Here is a 19,683-nt window from a genome sequence, read left to right on the forward strand (position 1 = left end):
TACATCAAGTATTGATGCTTCGAACTTGGTGTTTGCGCCATCTGGCCTCGTGTAGCTTCCGAATTTTATGCCGCTATTAGGGCCTTGTCGAACAAACGCTAGAAACGCTGCGTAGATCGGTTCCGGACGGAGTCCCTTCTGTATTCAGACCGACGGAGCGAACGATGACGCAGCCTGCTAGCAAGCCGAGGAAGCTCGCCTACAAGGTAACGAACTGGCGGGACTACAACGAGTCGTTGGTAAGGCGGGGCGACATCACCTTCTGGTTTGATGACGCGGTGATCGACGCCTGGGAGCACGAGAACGACCGGAAGAAGGTCGGCCGGCCGTTCCTCTACAGCGACGTGGCGGTCGAAACGCTGCTGATGATCCGTGAGCTATTCCGCCTGCCGTACCGGCAGACCGAAGGCTTCGGCCGGGCTCTCGCGAAGCTGATGCAGGCCGAGGTGGCGATCCCCGACTACACCTCGCTGCAGAAGCGAGCGGCCAAGCTGGGGGTCTTGATCGACCTGCGTGCGACCACGGGACCGATCGAGGTGGTGGTCGACAGCACGGGCCTCAAGGTCTACGGCGAGGGGGAGTGGAAGGTGAAGAAGCACGGGGTGGGCAAGCGTCGCACTTGGCGGAAGGTTCACCTGGCCGTCGATCCGGCCACCCACACCATCGTCGCCCAGGTCGTGACGGGCGCCGACACCCACGACGGCGATGCGGTCGAGCCGCTGCTGGAGCAAGTCGAAGCCGAAGTCCAGACGTTTTACGGCGACGGCGCCTACGACCAGTGGAAAGTGCGTAACTACCTCCAAGGGGAGTCGATCCACCAAGTGATCCCGCCGCGCAAGAACGCCAAGATCAAGCAGCACGGCAACGCGTCGGCCGAGCCGCTGGAGCGCGACGAGTGCCTTCGGCAGATCCGCCGCGACGGCAAGAAAGCGTGGAAAGAATCGATCGGCTACCACCGACGCAGCCTGGGTGAAACCGCCATGTTTCGACTCAAGACGAACTTCGGCGACCGCCTGAAGAACCGGACGCTCGCTAATCAGGCGACCGAGGTCGCACTCCGCTGCAAACTGCTCAATGTTTTCGTCACCCTTGGCATGCCGTTGTTCGCATGGGGTTAGTCAACAAGGCCCGCTATTAGCTACAAAGCTGAGTTTGTCTGTAACCGGGTTAGGGCCATCGCCATCCAGGTCAGCAGCTACATACCCATTCGGACCGACTCCGCGGCTTCTATCAAACTCGAAAGCGAACTCTAGCCTAAAGCCGTCGCTGTAGCTCTCTTTACTTGTTGAGTCATTCCCTGAAACATCGCCAGGATACGGGTAAGCAATTGTTCCTTCGTTCGGGTGAATCGTCGCCAGCTTCCCCTTGTTCCCCGGCTCCATAATGTAGTGGATCAGCGCCTTCTCCATCCACCAAGCGTCGGCGACATTTAGCCCTTCCCAAGAGGACGTGTTAAGGTCTTGCCACTCGTGCTCGCCTTCCTCCGGTGCGACCACCTGATCGACGAACGGATAGACCAGCCCTTCCACGCTAATCTTCACCGTGTCGCTTAAAAGGGGCTCCCCCCCGCCCGGCGGCAGAAGCTCCCAGGTCACGGTCTGGTCGCCCACCGCGATTCCCTCGGCGTGCGGGGCTTTCGGGAAGTTGGCGTCGCCGTTCTCGTCAAGTGTCCAGCTATAGCTTCGCTTCGGCAAGAGTTCGGCCGGGGGGTTGTTTAGCTCCATGATGGGAGTCTTTACGTCGTCCTGCCAAAGCTTGAGACCAGCGCTCGCCGTAAGCACCAGTTGGTAGCCGGCAAACCTCGGGTCGCCCTTGCCCATGAACTTGAGCTGCAACTCCGCGAAATCATTGTCAACCTCGCCCGCGTCCGTGTACATTTGCTTGAGGTCGTCGTTTGAAGAATCAGGAATGCCGTTCTTGTTGTCGTCGTCATTGTTAACAAAAATCCGCTTCGCCTCGCTGTCTTCTACGGCGTCGTCGTCGTCGTCGATGTCGACATCGTTCTCCGAATCGGTCCGGATGTCGAGAACTGGGATCGGGGGCAAGACAAATTCGCCCCACGACGGGAACAGGCTGTCGGTGTCCGGGGGGTTGGCTGTGTCGAGCACCACGTTGAGGTACATCCTGGTTTGCCCGTTGCCGGGAAATGTCAGTTCGACGCTGGATTGCGTATTCTCTTCCTCGTCGCCATCTGCATAAGACGAACCACCCCACACAAAGGGAAAGGACAGTGGATCGTCCGCGAGCGCCAGCGTATCGTACGGGAGGTTGGTGACGCTGATGGAGAATGAGTCCCAGTACCCTGTGTGATTATTGCCTAGGTTTTCATTGTACGAGTCCCACGTGAACAGGCTAAAGTCAAAAGTAAAGGTGTAGGAGTCCGCTGGCCCGAGTACGTACGTTGCCCCATGATAGCCGGCCGGCTGGGCTCCAGAATTCTCCAGGCGACCGGCCTGGCCGACCGTTAGGACCCCGTCCACAATCGAGGCTTCGCCGTAGGTTCTCCATGCGAGTGGGTCGGTTGACGGCGTCGAATTTGGGTCGTTCGGGTCCGTGCCGCCGATCTGCTCTTCTTCATTCGTTGCGCCATCGCCATCGGGGTCTTCGTCGCCGTCGGGCAGTACGTCGTTGTCCGAGTCGGGATCCAAGGGGTCCAGCGAGCCGTTCACGCTGTGCTCGACTTCCCAACCGTCTGTGAGGCCGTCGCCGTCCGTGTCAGGGTCGGTGGCGTCTGTCCCCAGAAGCGCCTCGTCCGTATTCGAGATGCCGTCGGTGTCGATGTCGGAGATGTCTGGGTCATCGGCGATGTCGATCCCAAGGCCGCCGTCGTAGATGTCGAATCCACTTCCGCCGTACAACTCGTCATCCCCGTCGCCACCGATGAGCGTGTCGTCGCCGTCGCCGCCGAACAGCACACCTGGCGCGGCGCCCCCCTCTAGGATATCATCCCCGTCGCCGCCGAACACTAACAGGCTGAACGCGACGTCCGTCGCTGCGATAATGTCGTCGTCGCCGCCGTGTCCGCGGATGACGATCCCGCCCGAGGTCAGCGGGTCGACCACGTCGATCCGCTCTAGGCGGATCGCGTCCGCCACCACCTGTCCCACAAGTGCGTTGGGCAGCTCCACCCGCAGCGTGCCGCTCGTGATGGCTACCGGGGCGCCGAGGTTCTTGAAGCCGACATTAGTTACGGGGCTAACGCCACTGTGCGACTCGAAGTGGACGATCGCCCCGTCCCCGGTCCAGCTTGAGTGCTCTTTCTGGCCGTTGTGGTGTACCTGGACCAGGTCCGCGTCGTCAAAGATGCGGTACGTCGCGTCGGACGCCCGATTGCTGTGCCCCTGCCACACGGCCGAGAGCTGATAGACTCCAGGCGCTAGGTCCGGGAACGTCCAAGTCGCCAGCTGCGCCTGTGTGTTGCTGCTTTCGTACGCGATGTCGCGGTCGTTGCCCCAAGTAGAAGCAAAGTTCGTGTTCGGATTGGCAAATCCTGCCGTCGCTGCATAGGAGCCGCCGCTATGGTCGGCAGAGTGGGTGAGCCCGTTGGCAAGGCTGTCGTCGTCGACGAAAGTGGGTCCGCTCCCCGTGCCGAATCGGTACACCGTCGCCAGCTCGCCGGCGATCTCGATGCCCTCGTTCGTGATGGAGATCGCGTCGGCGTCCTCTGAGCCGTGTGCATGCACCGTTGACACGCCGCCGTAGACGTTGACAAACACGCCCCCCGCGAAGTGGCCCGTGTTGTCCGAGAGGTCTGTCTCCGCGATTGATGCCGTCGTCCCTTCAAGCACCACCACCAATCGGTAGTCGGTTTCCGAGTACGTCGCGTCATCGAGTGCGGCGGTGAACAGCTTGGTATGCTTGCCGACGCCCAACGACGAAAGCGAGACGGTCATTGCAGGGTTGGCTTCAAGATCGCCGTTTATCTCACGGTAGATCTTCGCAGATAGTCCAGTGAACGCCTCGTTCCAGACCGAGTATCGAAGCATTAATTCCGTGCCACGGGTCGAGAAGTCGGTGACTTCTACGTCCGCAATGTGCGTCACCACAAGCTCCGGCGCCGCCGCCCAGGTGTGCTCGCTCGACGCAAACTCTGCGTAGCCGCTGGCTTCTGCGGCGATGCGGAATGTCACCGAAGGAGACAACGGATCGAGACCGCTGGAAGTTCCGTAATTGTTCACGATGACCGAATAGTCTGCCGCATCAATGTACCCGTCGAAATTCCCGTCCCCCGCGGCGTAGCCGCCGTATCCGAACGCCGTCGTCGTTCCGTTATTCGCGGACCAGCGACTTAGGTCCGACGCATTGGTCGTATCATCCAGAGTTACATCCCCGAGTCGCAAGCCCAGCCGCTGCCGCATCCAGTCCCAGTCGTCGCCGTCTACGACGCCGTCCCAGTTGATGTCGTTGGCGTACAGCAGGTCGGTCTCCGACGACGCCAGTGGCCCATAGACTTCGACGTAGGTTTCCCAATCGTGGACGGCCAAATAGAAGGCTTCAAGGTCTCCCCGCCAGCCTTCGATATCGATGACGCCGTTGAGGTTCGAGTCCCCGGCCATCGTGGCGCGCACGACCGCTTCGCTGACGTCGTAGCCAGCGACGCCTCCGGCCGGCTGCCAGGTCGCGAGCGGGTCGCTGAAGTTCTCGTCGTACGTGCCGCTGACGCCCCCAAAGATCGATGCGCGGTTGTTCCATGTGAGTGCTTCTTCGTCGAAGCCGGCCGCGGAGGTAATACCGAACAGATCGCGGTGGGCTGTCAGCACGATCGCGCCGGGGGCGCCGACCGCCGCGATCGTCTGGAGTTCCAACTCCGCCACGGACACGCGCTTGCCGACCTGGCCGGAGAGGTCAAACTGTAAATAGGCCTCTTGGACGGTACCGCCGTTAACCGCCATCAATGTGTGCTCAAAACCAGTGCCGGGCGCGCTATACGCATTCCCCGGAGTGTGGTTCGAGACGAACGCGTCACCCAGGAGCGTGCCATAGGAGGTGCTTGCTGCCATGAGGCCCACGCCGCTGGAAAGACCCAACGGGAGGCTGGTCTCCACAAACGCGGCCTGGCCCCCAAGCTCTAGGCGCAGCGACGGGTTGGCCCAGTACTCCGGCGTCTCGACCGCCCCGAGCTTGTACCGCTCGACGCCGGTCTCCCGTTCTCCCACTACTTGATTGCGGCCCATCCCCGTAAAGACCGTGAAGTAGCTGTGGGTGGTGCCCAGCAGATGGGTCTGCAATGACTGGGCCGCTGCCGCTAGTTCGGCGTCGGGGCTGGACGCGTCTTTGTCCAGCTTGCCGGCGAGCAGCAATGCCGCGTTGCCAAGCTGGCGGGCCTGCTGCTCTACCGCGGCTCGGTCATCCGCCGATTCGACGGTCTGCTTGGCCGAGGTCAGGTCGCTGAGCGCCGCGTCAATCGCGCGGTAAACGCTCAGAGCACTGCCTCGGTCGGCGAGCGCATCCTGTTTGGTTGCTTCACGGAGGGCGATGCCGGCAAGCCGGTCGCTAGCCAAGCTCTGGGCGTCGTCGGCCGTGTGGCCATCGACTGCCTTATCTTCCACCAGGTCGGTGAACCTTCCCGACACGTCAATCTTTCCGAGCCAGCCCTGCACGTCCGCGAGCGATGCGGCGTCCGTCTCCAGCCGCTGCTGCTGCGCCGACGGCTTCTCGGCCCCCGTGTCGAACACCTTCGCCGCAGAGCCCATCAGCTGCTTCTTCCAGAGGTAGTACTGCGTCGGGTTGATCCCCTCACGGCGGCACAGCTCGCTCGTCTCCACCGAACCGTCCAGACCCGCCACCACTATCCGCAGCTTCTCTGAGGCCGTCCAACTCCGACGCTTCGCCTTCTCGCTCATCGTCTCCTCCTTCCTGGAATTAGCCCAGGATTCTACCAAGGAAAGAGGGGGATGCTAACTTCGCGAAAGTCTCACTTGGGGAGATGTTGTCGACCAGCGTCCTGCGGTGGGCCGTGACTTAGTAGCGTTGCGCAGTGTAGGTCGCCGCATGAACGACGCCATTCTCTCGGCAACACCGAGACCGCGCCGAGCTCGGAGCTCCTTCAGGTCCCGCTTACTTAATAAAGATCCGCTGGGCGAACAAGTAGAGGTTGGCGCCCCATTCCGTCGGGTCGTGACCGTGGGAGTCGACATGCCACACGTGCGGCACATCGTGCTCTTTCAGGTAACCATGGACGCCCTGACTGATGCGGATCAGGCCGTCCTGATCTCCGCAGGCAAGCCATAGGAGCTTGAGTTGCTCGCGGGCCGCGGCGGGGTCCGGTACGAGTTCCGCGGGCGGCTGCGTGTTGGGAGCTGAGGAGAATCCGCCGACCCAGGCGAACACGTCCAGGTTGCCCAGGCCAAAGTTGAGGGCCTGTCCGCCACCCATCGAAAGCCCGGCGAGGGCGCGGTGCTCTCGATCGGCCGCTACCGAGTAACGTGACTCGATGGTTGGGATGACGTCGTCGAGCAGGTCCGCTTCGAAGCGAGCGAATGCCGGCGCCGAAGCAAACACGTTCCCCACCGCACGGTCGTTTTCCTGAGCCCGTCCGTTCGGCATGACGACGATCATCGGCTCGGCCAAGCCGTCGGCGATCAGGTTGTCGAGGATCGTCTCCGGTTGGCAGAACCGCTGCCACTCGGTCTCGTCGCCGCCGATGCCGTGCAGCAGGTAGAGCACCGGGTACCGCCGATCGTCCGAGTACCCCGGCGGCGTGTAGACGTTCATCTTGCGGGTCGTCCCGACCGACCCCGATTCGTACTGGATCATCTCGAGCTTGCCGTGCGGAATCTCGGCACGGACCTTCTTGTAGTCGGCCGGCGGATCGTCGAACGCGGGTTTGTCGTCGGGCCCGACGACGATCGGGCCGCCAAGGCCCCCTTCGGGGCGCCTCGGCCGGGTCGCCTCACGCCGGGGCGATTCTTCCCGGGCCTGCGGCTCGGGGGCGTCGTCCTGCTCGTCGGCGGTGATCCGCTCGATGATTCCGAGCTTATAGGGAAGCTCGTGGTAGCCCGTGTTGACCGCCGGGTCGCGTCCCTGGAACAGCATCCGTAGATTGTCAAGGTCGACCGTGAGGGTCTCGTCGTATCCATCGCGGAGCAATTCACCGTGGCTGATGTCGTCGGTCCAGTCGGCGGCGCCCTCCTTAAAGCTGACGTTGGCCACGCCGGCGAACGGGTTCCGGAAGCTGTCTGCGCCCGGCACCGGGGTCCACGCGCCGTCGAGACGCTCGGCGGTGAACGCCCGGTAGTAGCGGCTGGGGCCCAGTCCCTCGACCAGGGTTAGGTACTTGTCCATGCCCTTGATCTTGTAGGTCATGCTCCCCTCAAAGAGCAGCTCGCGCGTCTCATCGATCGCTACCACGGGATTACTAAAGCCGCTGGGGAAGTCGTCAATCTTGGTGCGGCTGCGGTACATACGGCCGTTGTCGCCGGTGAAGAAGAGGTAGGCGTGCGTCTGGTCGCAGATGACCCAGTAGTCGATCGGCAGGCGTGGCATCCCCTCGGTCCGCGCCGGCAGCAAGTCTTTCGGCGCGGTCCACGTTCCTGGCTTCGACAGATCGTCCGTCGTTGAGTACTGGGGGTGCTGCGATTGGTAGACCAGGTACCATTTCTTGTGGGGGCGGAAGTAAAACACCTGCGGAGCGCAGTGGTAGCCGCCTAGCCCCGGAGTCTGGTCGAGGTAGTAGGGCTTCGCGTCGGCCGCCCGCTCCCAGTCCTCGAAGCTCAGGTAGACGATGCTCCACCCGCCGCGGTCGACTGCGGTCGTCGCGTAAACGTGCCACTTGCCGTCGTGGTAGACGACCGACGGGTCTTTCACGGCGAGGATCGGGTGGCGCTCATCCGACACGGGCTGGACAAGTGGGCCCGTCGAAGCCCACCGCAGCGGGCCGCCGAACAAGCTGTCAGCGGGACTCTGTGCCATCGCGTGTCCGGCCGCGAGGGCCACGGCCAGCACCGCCGTTTCGATAGCCACCGCGAACGGCTGCCTCGCTATTGATGGAAGCATCGTCGTCTCCTGAGCAGTAGAAAAGTGACGTGACTGCGCCGGCGCCTGACGCCTCGACACCGAAACTCATCCGGCTTGTCCAGCAACCTACGTGTCCGTCGGCTTTGGCTATCGGTTGCTTTAAAAGGAGGAGCGGCTCGTTTCCAATCGCATCTCTTGTAGGTCCGATCGTTTCGGCGTGCCCGTAGACGGGTCACGTCTTCTACCCGATACCACGATCCGTTTCCAGCGGCACGACGGGCCGCGACGTGCTTGAACCGGATCGCGTCCCGGCCGGGGCGCCCCGTCGAATGCACAACCGCCGACCTCTGCTTCTGCCGGACTTGAGCACGAATAGAGCGCCCCAAACGCCGGTTGAGCCCGACATTACCCCTCGTTTGTGACGGGGCTTACGGCTGAGTAGCTCAGTCCGCAACGGGCATGGATTGGAGATCGATTTGACAGCCCTCGAGTTGGTCGGATTCGGCTCTCACCTGTATGTCACCCCTTTGGCCCCTGTCGGCGCGTACGATCGCTACGGCCTTGCCGCCGAACAGCGGCACCGCATGCTCATGGAAAGACCGCATCGAGGTAGGGTCTCCGTTGCCCGTAGCGACAAGACTTCCTGCCCCCGCAACTTCCACCCGCACCAGATTTTCGGCGAGCGGGCACGGCACGCCGACGTCGTCATACGCTTGAATCGTGATGTAGGCGAGGTCTTCTCCACTAGACGACAACACGGCCCGGTCGGCCGACAGGACAATTTTCGCCGGCCTTCCGGCGGTGCGAACCACGTCCTCTCCTATCTGAGACCCATTCTGATAGGCGACGACGCGCAGCACGCCGGGCATGTAGGGCACATTGTTCCAGCGAAGTCGGTAGTCGTACGTGGGCAGAAAATAGGGCGACTCGTACTCGTCCGCATAAACACGCACGCCTTTTGCCCGCTCTTCAACTCCGTCAAGACATTCGTCGAACACGACCCGAAACCTGCCGGCCTCAACGTCGACCCGATGGACCGCCTCGTGGACGCCTCCCCACAGGGGTTGCGTGGTCGCAACATGCGACGCCACCTCGCGCCAATCGCCCCCGTCGACGTATGCTTCGACCCGGTAGCCGTACAACTTCGACTCTCGCTCAAAGTCGATGACGATCGCCCGCACATGCTCTGGCCGCCCGAGATCTACGGTGGAACAGTCGAAAGCGACGTCGCCCTGTTGCGGGCTGAGGCGCGCCCCGCCTTCGCGGGACGGCGATCGGAAGGCGACGGCGTCGGTAAGAATCGCGGCGCCGTTCTGGAGAGGAACGTCCACCGCCAAATCTTCGGGAGGCGCCGGTCGATCGCGCTTGCGGCGGAACCCGAGCGATTTGTCGTTCAGGAAGAGCTCCGCGGAATCTCCGTTGGTGTAAACGATAATTGGCACGGCTTCCCCCTCATGGCCGGGCCAGTTCCAGTGGGGCGCCAGCCGGACGGTGGGAACCTCCGGGCGCCAGATGCTGCGGTAGAGGTAGAAACGGTCTTTCGGAAGGCCGACCAGATCGAGGATGCCGAAGTACGAGCTACGCGCGTTCTGTGCAAAAGGGGTCGGTTCTCCCAGATAGTCGAACCCGGTCCACACAAACTCACCCGCCACGTAGTCGTCGCGCCGCAATCGCTCAAACTCGATCTCCGGGATGTCGGACCAGACGGCGGACGACAGCTCGAAAGCGCTCACAACCGGCACGTCTAGGTACTCGCATTTCGTCCCATTGAGGGGAAGGCGATAGTCGCCGCGCGTCGAAACCGCAGACGCCGTCTCGCTGTAGATGATCGGCTTGTTCGGATACTTGCTCCACGCGCGCTCGTACCGGGCCTGGTAGTTCCATCCGGTAAAGTCGAGCGAGTCGAGCACGCCTGAGTCGGCGGCGGTGGGGACGTGGCACGCCAAGCCCACTGGCCGCGTGTTGTCGTGTTTGAGAATTGCCTGTCTGGCGAATTCTACTTTCTCTCGCGTTAACCCGTGCGGGTCCGCCGGCGCCTCCAGGATCTCATTGCCGATGGACCACACGATGACGCTGGGGTGGTTCCGGTCGCGCCGCACCATCGCTGCGGCGTGGCGTGCGTAGTGGGGTTCAAAGGCTGCTGTCGCCTCGCGGTCGGAGGTCGCGTCCCACTTGTCGAAAAGCTCTGCGTACACCAGTAGTCCGCGCTGATCGCAAAGATCAAGAAACTCCGTTGCCGGAGGGTTGTGGGCAGTGCGTACGGCGTTCACGCCCATGTCCTGCAAGATTTCGAGTTGCCGATCGGCCGCCCGCCGGTTGAATGCGGCGCCAAGTGGGCCGAGGTCGTGGTGGAGGTTCACGCCGCGCAGGGGAATCCGACTGCCATTCAGGCGCAACCCTCCGCTGGCGGTGAGTTCGATCGAGCGGACGCCGAACCTCGTCTCGCGTCGCTCAACCTCTTGACCGTTCACCATTAACCTCGTCACCGCGGTGTAGAGGTTGGGCGCCTGGAGGCCCCAACGCTCCGGATCCGCCACTTCGAAGGCTGTGCTGACGCTCGTGATGGCGCCGGCAGGCAGGTCCGATCCGACGCTGCGTTGAGCCACCCGTTGCCCGCTCGGGGAAACCAGGGTCACTTCGACCTGAACGGCTTCGTCGACGTCGCCCCCGTTGACGACCTCGTTACTCACAACGACCTGCGCTTGTTCGGGCGTCACCTCGGGCGTCTCGACGCAAGTGCCCTCCTTAGCCAGATGGATCGGTGGGCTAATCGTCAAAGAGACCTTCCGATAGATGCCCGCGCCGGGGTACCAGCGCGTCCCGTGGCGCGTTGTGTCGACCCGTACAGCGATCAGGTTGTCTCCACTAGCGCGCAGGTGCGGCGTTAGCTCAACGCGGAACGGTGTGTAGCCGTAGTCCCATTCCCCGGCCAGCACGCCGTTAACGTAGACCTTCGGGCTAGCCATGACTCCGTCAAAATCGAGGAAAACGCGTGCGCCCGCGACCCGCGGGTCGAGGGAGGCCCGCTTGCGGTACCAAGCGACTCCCCGCCACGGCAGTTTCCCCGCGTACCCGTGCTCCTCTGGATTGAAGGGCCCACCGATCGCCCAGTCATGGGGCGTGTCAACCTGGGTCCAATCAGCATCGTCGTAGTCGATCTCTTCTGCTCGTGGATCGTCGCCTCGTCGGAACCGCCAGCCGTCGTTGAAGTCCGCGGTCCCGGCGCCGGACTCCGCCGCCACGAAGAGGAACGCGGCGCCGATCGTCAGGGCGATCAGCAGTTGGTGAATAACAACGCGGCCTGGACAGACTGACATGCGGCTTTGGGCGATGGGGATAGATTGGTGGGGATAGGCCGTGCTGACTTTCAACGATGTTGCCGCACGGGAAAGAACACTGGCTTGACGGCGTGCTGCAACGGGCTGAGGCCGCAATAGCGGGACGTCTGATGCTTGATTTCCAAACCGACGACCCACGATGCGTTGCATCGGTTGCGGAGCAGGCCGTAAGGCCCCTCGGCAGGGCGCCCGTCGGAAGCCTCGTGCCACGCACTTGCCGAGTGAGGAGCAATCGGAATGCAGAAGCGCTGAACCATCGCAGCCGCCCACGGCCAAGGTGTTTCGGCTCGGGGCGGCTCGATGCGGTCTCCGACTGCCGCCGCCGGCGTAGCGACGCGGGCTACTTTTGCCGGGCCCCGCTCGACGAGCCAGTTACTGGCGAGTTCTGCTCTCCGTCTGGCGCCGGGGCGTCCAGCGGGGTCGCGGCGACGCCGTACATCGCTCGCCCGTGCCCTTCGTCGCCGCTCCACAGCCCAGCGCTGCCCAAGGTAATCGGTGTTGTATCCGTACAGCGACGCCGCCATACGCTGAAGGTGTTGTCGACACTCTGACCGGCGCCGACTGCCGTCGTGTTGACGTCAAACTTGCGATACTCCTCCGGGATATTGTCGAGCCACGGGCCCTCGTCGAGTCCGATGTCAATGCCGGTGTCTCTGAACTGCTCGACAAGCCACTCTGGCGGCGGTATCCGGTTGTCGGCGAACACGAACAGGTTTGCCGGCGCAGAGAGCTCGATCTTCATCTGAAACTCCAGCAAATACCGGTAGTGGTTGAACGTCCTGACGTAGTCCGCCCCCCGCAGGAAGCCAGGAAGCCCGTCTGGAGTCAGCCCGTTCCATTGATGGTTGGGGTTGTCGGTGTAGGCGACAGCATCGTCGCTTAGGCCTTGGTACGTCGTCTGGTAGAACGCGTATACCTCGGAACTACCCCCGATGTTGTCGGTAACGCGCGCGATGAGCGGACCGTCCGCGCCGAGTCGATTGCCGGTCCACCACCTGCCGTCCACGTCGCGGCCGACGTCCACGAGCCGTCCCATCGCGCCGTCTCGGGCTACCTTCACCGCGTTGCCTTGCGTGAGTCTTCGTTGGCCGCTTGCTTGGTCAAGGTTCGACTTCACATCGACCTCGCCGTCGAAGACCACGACGTCCGCGTGGTCGCCGTCGACTGAGATGCCGAACTCTGTGCCCAAGTCAACGACGTCGATCAGCGAGGACTCGATGGTGAACCCGATGCTATTGGGGGGCACCTGGGCGGTCGCGCGCCCGTGGTCCAGCCGCACAAGCATCTTCGACTTAATCTCCAGCGACGCGCGGCCCACGACCCGAACGGTCGAGCCGTCGCGGAATTGCAGGGTGTACTCACCGCCCGACGACGACAGACGGCCAAGCCCTACGGCGTCGTCGTCCGACAGCGCCGTTGTGTCGTCGCCCCAGCGAACCCCTTCTTGGTCGATGATGTCGGCAACCAACAACTCTCCGGGCGCTGAGTCAGTGAGCAGCCAAGCGCCCACCCCTACGGTAATCAACGCCGCCGCGGCGAGCATCCCGGCCCATAGGGGCTTCCGCCCGGCTCGCTTGATCGCGGAACGGCCCCTCCCGGGCCTCACCGGGACCGGCTCCGACAGCGGCCGCCCCGCGGCTATGTTGCCGCTCCGCCATCTCAGAAGCGCGTCCGTCGTTATCTCTTCAACGACGGATGCGATTAGACTCGGGTCGGCCGCCGACATCCGCGCCAATTCCGCGCGTTCGCTCTCGGTGGCGACTTCGTCGATAACGAGCCGTGTCAGACGTTGGAATTCGCGTTCATTGGAGGCCATGGTCATCCCTCGGTCGCCAGCGCAGACTGAACGCACCGCGCAAGCGCCTTGCGGATACGGTGCAGCCGCGATGATATCGCGTGCGCCGGAACGTCCAGGCGGCGCGCGATGGCCAGCACGGGCGTCTTGCCCGTGTAACGCTCGTGTACAAGCTGCGCCTCGTCGGCGCCGAGCCGCTTCACGCATCTCTCCAGCGCCGCCAATCGATCGTCGATGGCGTCGGACGAATCCAAGCAGTGGTCCGCCAAGGCGTCAACGGCCTCATCGCAGAACACAAGCCGGGACCGGCTGCAGGTCTTCCGGTAGGCCATTACCTGTTGGCGGGCAAAACCGAACGCCCACGGCAGGAACGGCTTCGTGAAGTCGTAGCGCTCAATCTGCGACCACAGGGAGAGGTTGGTCTCCTGGAGAACATCGGCCGCCGCCGAGTCGCCGCACAATGCCGCCGCGATGTAGGCGTAGATCCGCGGCTGGTGCGAAGTCAGCAGCTTCACGAATTGCGTGTTCCGATCGGAAGACGCTTCTGGTTCTCGGTCCATCCGTGCTGGCTCCACGCAGTGCAAGGCCTTGCGCCGACAAACCGCCCTCGCATGTGGGGGATGCCGACGGTGTCTTCGGTCTGGTCTATCAGCTCTCTGGCACGTTGGTTAGCGGTGCGCCAACAGGAAGATCCGCCGCCACGCGAACGTCCGACGCCCCACGCAGCGGCTAACCGAACCCCGTTGGCCCGTGAGGCGGCCTCGCCGCAGGCTGTATTCCCACCCGCAACGCTTTGGCCACTTGGATTTAGCGGCAGAAAGCAGAATCTCGCGGATAATCTGAGAATCCGCAATAGATTTCCGACACGAAGGCTAAATCACAGTGGCGGCGTCTCATCAAGCCCTAATCACGAACATCCCCTGCGTGGGGGTAACTTCCGGAATGGACTGTCGCGAGTCTACGCCAGTCGTCGTGAGCACTCAGGCGATGACGTCGAGGACCGGCGGGACAGCGGTCCTCAGCCGATCGTCGCTTAGCAGGACGTCCGACGGAGCAGAATCGTGATGGTACTGAGTTTGCGCTAAGAGCCCACGCGATTGTCGTGACCTCCACACAAGGAGCCGCTTCCCGCGATGGGCCGCCGCGGAGGCTAACTATTGCCGCGTCGGCCGCATCCCACGAACTCGTCATTGGGCCAATCCGAACACTTTTTCCATGCGCGCGATGTTTGTCCACTTAGGCGCGCAGTCTCTTCACGTCAATCGAGTGCAACGACCTATGAAACGCAATCTCTTGCTTTTAGCAATGCTGGCCTTGCTGGCCCCTCTGCCCGTATCAGCGCAGGTTGCTTTTTCGGACGACTTCGGAGACTACTTCCCCGGCCCTGGCGCCCCAACGTGGCAGTGGTATAGCGGCGGAGGCGTTGGGGGCGGGACCAATCCGTTCGATCCGGCGCTCATGCAAGAGATCGTTGAGGACGGGCTGGAAGACCCCTCCATGCTGGGGACAACGTCACAGGCGTGGAAGGTCTCTTTCGACGCCACCAACAGCACCGACTATTACTTCTGGTACACGGGTGGCGGGGTTGGCTCTTTCGGTCCCGAGTTTCGAGGCGCGGGCATCACCGAAGAGCAAGGAGCTACGGACCCCGGCAATTGGGTCGTTAGCCTCGACGTGCGGGCGGTAGGCGCACTCGGCGATCTGGCTCTCGTTGGGGGGTTCGAGTACTTCGACCCCGACTACGAGGTGATGTTCGGGGTGGACGCCAACAACGACGGCGATATGGAGGACGGCGCCACCACCTACAAGATCGGCCTCAGCTTCTACGACAGCGATGGCGACCCGAACGGATTCACCTCCAATTCGATCCGGCTAGACGCGGGGATCGCGACGACCGACGTATCCGGCGACATCCCCCGTTTCAACAATGACGGCCAGTGGTCCATGTCCCTCAACGGAGGGGGCGGCGAATACACCTTCGGCGACAATTCGGTCACGATCGATAATCTTGTGATCCAGTTCCTTGAGAAGCCGTCGGCGCCTGGCGATTACAACGAAGATGGAACCGTCGATGCCGCCGATTACACGGTGTGGCGCGACAACCTAGGCACGCTCATCACACTTCCGAACGAAGGGGTCGGCGTCACCCCCGGCGAAGTGACCAGCGACGACTACGAGTTCTGGAAAACGCAGTTCGGGGGCGCGCCGGGCCCCGTTGTAGTCGCAACGGGCGTGCCTGAACCGGGGAGCTTTGCTGTTGCGTTGCTGGCTCTTGCGGCGTTGTCGTCAACCCGTTTGGCGGGCCAGTCCCGTCTTCGGAACTAGTGCAAAGCAGTGCGAAACGAGCTCCCCCTCCCGTCGCACTTGTAGGGCGAGCCGGCAACAGACGAAGGAGTCTCAGATGCGGCGCGCATTCACGCTGGTGGAACTGCTGGTGGTCATCGCCATCATCGGCATCCTTATCGCCCTCTTGCTTCCTGCGGTCCAAGCCGCGAGAGAAGCGGCACGGCGGACGCAGTGCAAGAACAACCTGAAGAATATCGGCCTTGCGATCCACAATCACATCGGCACGTACGGGGTCTATCCAACCGCCGGGGCCAGTTTCGGCGAGCCGGCGGAGTGGTACATGGCCGGGGGAAAGCCGTTTGGGCCGAAGAAGCAGGGCATGAGTTGGGCGTATCAGATCCTCGCGTTTATCGAGGAGGGGGCGATCCGCAGCCAGCAGAGCACCGCGGTGGTGCAGTCCTCGCCGGTCCCGTTGTTCAACTGCCCTTCGCGTCGGGGGCCGACGCTGTTCCAGAGCAACTTCTTTGGCGCCGCCTACCTGATGGACTACGCGTCCGCGGAGCCCGGAACCAAGCTGAAGGGCAGTGGCGTGCCGAACTACGTCGACCCGGTCCGGGATGGCAACATCCACAAGCGGATGTACTCCGTGTTCTGGGCGCAGCAGGCGGGTGGTTGGAACGGCAGCGGCCCGCCCGACAACGGGGTCTACGACGGGGTGATTGTGCGTTCCCCGTGGAAGGTGTCGCTCAGCAAGCCGAGCAGCCTGAGTGGGGTGCAGTTTGACGCGCCGGGGGAATTCGCTAAGGGCGTTCCTTCGCCGGTACGCATCGCCCAGATCACCGACGGCACGAGCAAGACGATGATGATCGGCGAGAAGTGGGTCTTTGCCAGTGAATACGAGGGTGGCGGGCCGTCCGACGACCGCGGCTGGCTGGACGGCTGGGACCCCGACACGGTTCGGCTGACCTGCACCGGCCCCGCGCCGGACGGCGCCCTCCCCCAACTGATGGCGGACTCGGACTCCAAGGGCCTCGACAACCAGGCTTACCTTTTCGGCTCGGCGCATTCGGGCGTCCTGAACGCCGCCTTCGCGGACGGCTCCGTGAGATCAATTGCGTTCGATATCGACCTGTACGTGTTCAACAGCCTGGGGACGCGCGATGGCGAGGCGCTGAACGAAACGACCTTAACCGAAGGCTTCGATTAGTGCTCGGCGGTCGCGCAGTGCTGCGATCCGAGATCATATTGCGTGAGTTCTGCTTCTTGTTGGCAATCTCATTCGTTTTATCAATCTTGTTGGAGGGTTCTACTGATGCGACTACTTCTTGAGAGAACGACCCGCCTGGCTGGAGTTGCCGCGGTGCTGACCCTGCTAGGGGCGCCCGGGGAATCGTTGGGCGCCCTCATCTCGTCCTTCGAATCCGGCGACTTCGACGGATGGAACGCCCCGGATGTCAACGGCGCACCGAGCGCCGTGAACACAAACCGCGCTACTAACGGCATCTACAGCACGCAGCACTCGTTTACGGTGCCCGCCGGCTGGGCTGGCTGGGGCACCCACACCCTGCTGTCGAAAGACACCGCGGCTATCGGCGTCACGGGCGGCACGACAGAAATCTCACTGGATGCCTACGGCGACTGGTCGAACCCCAACGGCTGGGGCGTCTACAGCAACAACATCTGGCTAATCGCGAACTACGAAGGCGGCTACCACTACATTGAGCCAAGCTCGGGTGGGCTGCCCAGCAATGGGACGTTCGCGACGATCACCTTCGACATCAGCCCCTACGCGGCTGCGATGTCTGCCCCCAGCCTCTCCTACTCGGCGCTAGAAATCATCTGGCATCTCGGCACCTATGCGGACAACGGACAAGACAACGGCACGCAGACGATTAACATCGACAACATCAACGGGAATAACCTCGCGGCGTCCGTGCCGGAGCCGGCCGCGTTTCTCCTGCTAGCGTCAACTGCCTTAGCGATGTTCTGCTACGGTCGCCATCACGGCTGAGGGGGTTCTGCGGACACGCAGCAGCAATGATCGTAAGATCGAGGGCGGCCGACCCTGGTCAGCCGCCCTCTACTTCCGACGGGCGGCGGGACGATTCGGCAAGGTCAAGGGGCGGGCGATTCTTCCGCACCGGCGTATCCGTAGCGGCCGGAACAGCCGCGGGTCGTTCCAAGCCTTCTCGAAGTTACATTCTTGTATTCAAGCGCAGCGGGGGCAGCATCCAGTGTTGTGGATCAGAAGTCGGAACGCTGCGGTGTTCGCGGTGTTGGTTGTCCTGTCCATTGAGGTCCCGACAACGCGCGCCATCACCCCCGACAAGCCGGGCGGCGGTAGCGTGCAATTCGCCATCGATTCAGGACTGAACGTCGCCCCAATCTCACCCTGGATCTACGGGACAAACTTCAACTCGGTGCCCGGCGCCACGCTCAACCGAATCGGGGGGAATCGGCTGACCGGATACAATTGGGAGAACAACGCCTCGAACGCCGGAGCCGACTGGTACCACCACAACGACTACGGAATGGCGAGCGGCCCCAACGACCCGCCGGGGTCGGCCTTCCGCGGCTCAATCCAGAGTGGTGCGGTGAGTGGTCAAGCCGTGCTCGTTACGGTTCCTATGGCTGGTTACGTCGCGGCAGATGGGATCGGGACGGTTGATGAGACGGAGATCGCGCCGTCGAACCGTTGGAAAGAAGTCGTTCCAAAGAAATCGACCATCTACCCCGGCTCGTCGCTCTCGACCAGCCCTAACCATTTAGACGGATACGTCTTCACCGATGAGCTAGCCCATTGGGTCGAAGGCTTCAAGACGCCGAATCAGGCGGTCTTCTACAGCCTCGACAACGAGGTCGGCCTGTGGGGTGAAGACCTCCAGGACGGCTGGCAGTCTGGATCTCAACCGCGGCCGTGGGAGAATCCGCCTGTCCCAGCGGTCCAACCCACGTCGGGCGGTCGCACGCACCCCACCATCCATCCTTTCAATCCCAGCTTCGCGGAGCTGCGCAACAAGACCATCGCGCACGCCGGCGCGATCAAGGACGTCAATCCGAACGCGATCGTGTTCGGCGGCGTCGGCTACGGCTGGACTGATTTTACCAATCTTTCGAGCGCACCCGACGCGGTCACAAGCCCCGCGCACCCGGGGGGCGATCAGCCCGGTGAGATGCACTACTACGAGTGGTTGCTCAAGGAGGTCCACGACGCAGAGGTCGCCCAGGGCCGCAAGCTGATGGACGTGCTCGACCTGCACTGGTACACGGAGGTCTACGCGGACGGGCAGCGGATCACAAGCGACATGGCCACGCCGGCCGCCATTGAGGCCCGTGTGCAGGCCACCCGCTCGTTGTGGGACCCCACATACGCCGAAGAAAGCTGGATCAGCCAGTGGGGCACTTGGCAGGGTTCGCCCGGGAACAACGGTCCGATTCAACTCCTGCCCCGCGTTCAGCGCGACATCGACGACTTCAAGCCGGGCACAAAGATCGCCATCACCGAGTACAACTACGGCGGAACCAACCACATTTCCGGCGCGATCGCCCAGGCCGATGCGCTCGGGGTCTTTGGCCGCGAGGGAGTGTTCGCGGCGAATCTGTGGGGAGAAGGAAGCTACGTCGAAGGGGCCTTCGACATGTACCTGAACTACGACGGCGCGGGGGGCGCTTTCGGCAGCACCTCGATCGAAGCGGGCACGTCGAGCATCGCCAGCTCCGCCGTTTACGCGAGCGTCGATGAAGACGACCCCAATCGGATGTTCGTCATTGCGATCAACCGAACGGGGAGCGCCATCACCACCGGCGTCGCGGTGACCCACGATCGGGTCTTCGATCACGCCGAGGTGTACCAGCTCACGAACGCCGGCGCCGTACCGCAAAGAATGGCCGACGTAGAGCTTGACCTGCTCAACGCCTTTCAATACACGATGCCCGCCTACAGCGTCACCACGCTGGTCCTGGTTTCCGACGGACTGCTGGGGGACTTCAACCGCGACGGAACGGTCGACGGCGCAGACTACACCGTGTGGCGCGATTCGCTTGGCCTCACCGGAAACCTCGCTGCCGACGCCAACGAAGACAACATCGTCGACATCGACGACTACAACCTCTGGCGGAGCAACTTCAGCCTCACGACCTCAAGCACTGGCTTGCCTACCGTAAGCACCCCTGAGCCGTCCGGAGTAACCCTCGCCTTGGCGGCCAGCTTGTGCGGCGCCGCCATCCAGAGATGGCGGTCTCGGTGAGGCGGGACCAACCTGTCGGGTTGCTGCCTCCGACGCCAACGTTCGTGCCTACCTTCTGGCG

General features: G+C 62.8%; 10 protein-coding genes. 5 read left to right on the forward strand and 5 right to left on the reverse strand.

Features of this window, described 5'->3' with window-relative positions; genetic code table 11:
• Positions 1–164 precede the first annotated feature (164 nt).
• Positions 165–1,118 (forward strand): IS5 family transposase, encoded by a 954-nt coding sequence (locus Pla175_RS12195; protein ID WP_145284896.1) that lies wholly within the window; start codon positions 165–167, stop codon positions 1,116–1,118.
• On the opposite strand, the gene Pla175_RS12200 is transcribed toward Pla175_RS12195, so the two are convergent.
• The 5 genes from Pla175_RS12200 to Pla175_RS12220 form a co-directional block, all read right to left on the reverse strand.
• Complete coding sequence (locus Pla175_RS12200) at positions 1,119–5,843, reverse strand: transposase (protein ID WP_145284899.1); 4,725 nt, start codon at positions 5,841–5,843, stop codon at positions 1,119–1,121.
• Positions 5,844–6,057: 214 nt separating this feature from the next.
• Positions 6,058–7,995, reverse strand: coding sequence for a non-reducing end alpha-L-arabinofuranosidase family hydrolase (locus Pla175_RS12205; RefSeq protein WP_145284902.1), 1,938 nt, complete (start codon positions 7,993–7,995; stop codon positions 6,058–6,060).
• A gap of 404 nt (positions 7,996–8,399) precedes the next feature.
• Positions 8,400–11,273, reverse strand: a complete 2,874-nt coding sequence (locus Pla175_RS12210) for a glycoside hydrolase family 2 TIM barrel-domain containing protein (RefSeq protein ID WP_197527465.1) — start codon at positions 11,271–11,273, stop codon at positions 8,400–8,402.
• 361 nt (positions 11,274–11,634) lie between these two features.
• Positions 11,635–13,020, reverse strand: coding sequence for a FecR domain-containing protein (locus Pla175_RS12215; protein ID WP_197527466.1), 1,386 nt, complete (start codon positions 13,018–13,020; stop codon positions 11,635–11,637).
• A 92-nt stretch (positions 13,021–13,112) separates the two neighbouring features.
• Positions 13,113–13,649: a sigma-70 family RNA polymerase sigma factor gene (locus tag Pla175_RS12220; protein WP_145284912.1), complete on the reverse strand. Its 537-nt coding sequence runs from the start codon at positions 13,647–13,649 to the stop codon at positions 13,113–13,115.
• Positions 13,650–14,367: 718 nt separating this feature from the next.
• Between Pla175_RS12220 and Pla175_RS12225 the strand changes: the two genes are divergently transcribed.
• From Pla175_RS12225 to Pla175_RS12240, 4 genes are all read left to right on the forward strand, one after another.
• Complete coding sequence (locus tag Pla175_RS12225) at positions 14,368–15,414, forward strand: hypothetical protein (RefSeq protein WP_145284917.1); 1,047 nt, start codon at positions 14,368–14,370, stop codon at positions 15,412–15,414.
• A 76-nt stretch (positions 15,415–15,490) separates the two neighbouring features.
• Positions 15,491–16,582, forward strand: a complete 1,092-nt coding sequence (locus Pla175_RS12230) for a DUF1559 domain-containing protein (protein ID WP_145292075.1) — start codon at positions 15,491–15,493, stop codon at positions 16,580–16,582.
• A 105-nt stretch (positions 16,583–16,687) separates the two neighbouring features.
• Positions 16,688–17,386 (forward strand): hypothetical protein, encoded by a 699-nt coding sequence (locus Pla175_RS12235; protein ID WP_145284921.1) that lies wholly within the window; start codon positions 16,688–16,690, stop codon positions 17,384–17,386.
• A 262-nt stretch (positions 17,387–17,648) separates the two neighbouring features.
• Positions 17,649–19,622, forward strand: coding sequence for a glycoside hydrolase family 44 protein (locus Pla175_RS12240; protein ID WP_145284923.1), 1,974 nt, complete (start codon positions 17,649–17,651; stop codon positions 19,620–19,622).
• The last annotated feature ends 61 nt before the right edge of the window (positions 19,623–19,683 follow it).

The organism is Pirellulimonas nuda, assembly GCF_007750855.1.
Lineage (GTDB): Bacteria > Planctomycetota > Planctomycetia > Pirellulales > Lacipirellulaceae > Pirellulimonas > Pirellulimonas nuda.